Below are 1,832 nucleotides of genomic sequence, written 5' to 3'. Positions count from 1 at the left end.
GTTCTGATCGCCGGACAAGGCGTGGACGATGACGGGCAGCGACGTCGAGACGACGGTCGAGGCCAGCATCGACACGAACATGCCGAGCAGCAGCCCGATGAGGGCCGGGAGCACGCGCCGCGGTGCGGCGGTCTCGGGGAGGGAAGCGGTCATGCGGAGCTCTCCAGGGGAGGAAGAAGGATGCCGCGACGACATCGGCGCGTTATTTGACGAACATCAACTATACGCCGACTTGTTGATTTTGGTCAACTATCCCTCGAGGAGCGCGAGAGCCCGATACCTCTCCGTCGGCTCGGGGCGCGGAGCCGGTGCGCGGCCCGCGGTGGTGCGTCGATACAGCTCGTCGATGAGCGAGGTGGCCAGGCGCACGAGCGTCGCGATCTCTTTCTCGTCGCGGTCCACCCACTGGCACCGGGGCTCGTCGCCGACCGGGACGAATCCGTCGTGCTGCTCCCACGTCACGAGCGTCCGCTCGGCGCCGAGGACGTGCTGCTGCCACCACACCTGCCGCAAGTAGGTGCGGGGAATGGATCGCCACGCCTTGTTCGTCGTCTTGATCTCGGCCAGGACGATGCGCCCCTCCGCGTCGACGACGACCCCGTCGGGGGTGGCGAGGTGCCGTTTCTCGACGACCGCGTGATACAGCGCCGACGAGGGCTGGATGCCGTGCGTCGCGGCGACCCACGCGGCGATCTCGGGCTCGCGCCGACGGCCGTGCGCCGTATAGGCGTTGCCCGAGAAGTTCGAGCCGAGGAGCTTGGCATCCGCGGCTCGGGGGATCGCGTTCGCGCTGGTGAGCGTCGCGACGTCCGTCGCCGTGATTCCCCGCGAGCGCGCGCGAATCCACGCGACCCGGTCGCGGGAATCGGCGACGATCCGCGCCTCGAGGTCGGCGCTGCGCGACGCGACGAGCTCGGGGGACATGCGTTCGACCCTAACCCCGTCGCGCGGGGGTCTCGGTCGGGCCTCCCGGCGCGTCGGCATCCCGTCGCCGGGGTGGACGCGCGGGGGCCGCCAGATCACGTGATCTGGTCGAGGTTGCCCGTTATGGGCGGTCATTGCGGGTACGTTCCGCCAGATCACGTGATCTGGCGGAACAGGGACGGCTCCTCCACAGCGGGCGTCATCCACAGAAGCGGTCGCGGCGGGAGACGCGGGTGGGGTCCGGTGGGAAATCTGGGGGGATGCCACGTCATATCGGGATAGAAGATGCTCGGGCCCTCGTCCGCTCACGGGAACAGCTGCTGGATCTCGACGGGTCGGTGGCAGCCCTGCGCGCAGCCGTTCGTGACGGCTCCCTCGTCCGGCTGCACCGTGACGCGTACGTATACGCGGACGCGCTCGACGATCTGTGGCCCGATGGCCGGCACTTGGTCCGCGTTGTCGCAGCTCATCTCGGCATGACAGGTGGGGCGGCGGTGATGTCCCATCGCTCAGCGGCCGTCCTGCATGGACTGGCGCAGCCGTATCTGGCGGACGCCCCCGTCGAGACGACCACGATCGGAGACGTGCGGATGTCCGGGCGAGCAGGCCTCCGCCGTCACTCGGACCGGTTGCCGGATGACGACGTGGTCGAGGTGAGTGGCATCCGCTGCACTTCTGTGGACCGCACCGTCTTCGATGTCGCCCGCACATGTTCGGTCGACGTGGGGGTGAGCTGTGCCGATGCCGCAGCCCGCAAAGAGGCGCTCTGCGGTCGGGACTTCGACTCCGATGTCCAAGATCGATGGCGTGAGCGTCTGCTCGGGCGGGCGGTGGCGTCACCCGGGCGGCGGGGCGTCGTGCGTGCCCGACGGGTCCTGCGATTCGCCGATGGGCGCGCGCAACTTCCC

The 1,832-nt window shown here is 69.2% G+C and carries 2 protein-coding genes and 1 pseudogene; 1 reads left to right on the top strand and 2 read right to left on the bottom strand.

All coding sequences use genetic code 11. The annotated features are described in order from the left end of the window. Positions 1-249 precede the first annotated feature (249 nt). Together LQV45_RS29410 and LQV45_RS29405 are read right to left on the bottom strand one after the other, a co-directional pair. Complete coding sequence (locus LQV45_RS29410) at positions 250-924, bottom strand: YqaJ viral recombinase family protein (RefSeq protein ID WP_230010614.1); 675 nt, start codon at positions 922-924, stop codon at positions 250-252. A gap of 305 nt (positions 925-1,229) precedes the next feature. Beyond that, positions 1,230-1,394 (bottom strand): hypothetical protein, encoded by a 165-nt coding sequence (locus LQV45_RS29405; RefSeq protein ID WP_230010612.1) that lies wholly within the window; start codon positions 1,392-1,394, stop codon positions 1,230-1,232. Positions 1,395-1,421: 27 nt separating this feature from the next. Between LQV45_RS29405 and LQV45_RS29400 the strand changes: the two are divergent. Next, positions 1,422-1,832: pseudogene (locus tag LQV45_RS29400) on the top strand (hypothetical protein); the annotation flags it as partial.

The organism is Microbacterium sp. Bi128, from assembly GCF_918698205.1.
Note: the sequence above shows the minus strand (reverse complement) of the source record. Positions and strands in the feature narration are given on the sequence as shown.